Source organism: Lysinibacillus sp. UGB7 (genome assembly GCF_049058285.1).
GTDB classification, from domain to species: Bacteria; Bacillota; Bacilli; order Bacillales_A; family Planococcaceae; genus Lysinibacillus; species Lysinibacillus sphaericus_B.
This window is the reverse complement of record NZ_JBMGUV010000109.1, coordinates 1-626: the sequence shown is the minus strand read 5'-3', so window position 1 is coordinate 626 and position 626 is coordinate 1. Positions and strand designations below refer to the sequence as shown.

At 35.9% G+C, this 626-nt stretch carries 1 protein-coding gene; it reads right to left on the bottom strand.

Annotated features, from left to right (window positions below):
• Window positions 1–223 precede the first annotated feature (223 nt).
• Window positions 224–544: a helix-turn-helix domain-containing protein gene (locus tag ACOMCU_RS28210; protein ID WP_107927154.1), complete on the bottom strand. Its 321-nt coding sequence runs from the start codon at window positions 542–544 to the stop codon at window positions 224–226.
• Window positions 545–626 lie beyond the last annotated feature (82 nt).

The window sequence follows — 626 nt, the reverse complement described above, 5'->3', positions numbered from 1 at the left end:
ACACGTGGATAGCCGTATTGTTTATGCGCTTGATGAATTTCTAAAATGTGTTGTTTTAACGCCTTATCATTTTGTTTATGACGTGATATTTTCCCATTCTTTATCCATTTATAATAGCCTGAGCGTTGAACTTTCGCCATTTTTGTCAACCATGTGATGGGATAACGATCTTTCATCGATTCAATAATCTGATACCGATCTGAATACGTCGGTACACCTCCATTTACAGATTTGGATACTGCTTTTTTAAGTATTCTACCTGCGCTTTGTAGTAATCTCGCTCTTCTTCTATATTCTTAAAATGAATTCGTTTCCCTTTTAACGGATTCTTCACACCCTTTGCCCCTGAGCCAACAGAAGGCAACCGATTAAAAGCTTCAATGGACCCAACTTCTTTAAATTTCTTCACCCAAGCTTTCACTTGTGAAACATTTCGAATCTCGTATATTGTCGCAATCTCCTGCATACTTCCTTCGCCTGCTAAATAAGCTTGAACAACTTGTAATTTAAATTCATTCGAATAGGTGCAATTTTTTCTTGGCATACAAAAATCCCCTTTAAGTAAAATGTTATCTACAGCGTACTGTAGTTTTTTTAACATTGTCTACTTAAAGGGGATAATATCA

Bases quoted from the DNA above. Each gene is read 5' to 3' on its own strand.
- ACOMCU_RS28210 (WP_107927154.1), bottom strand. From the start codon at position 544: ATGCCAAGAAAAAATTGCACCTATTCGAATGAATTTAAATTACAAGTT.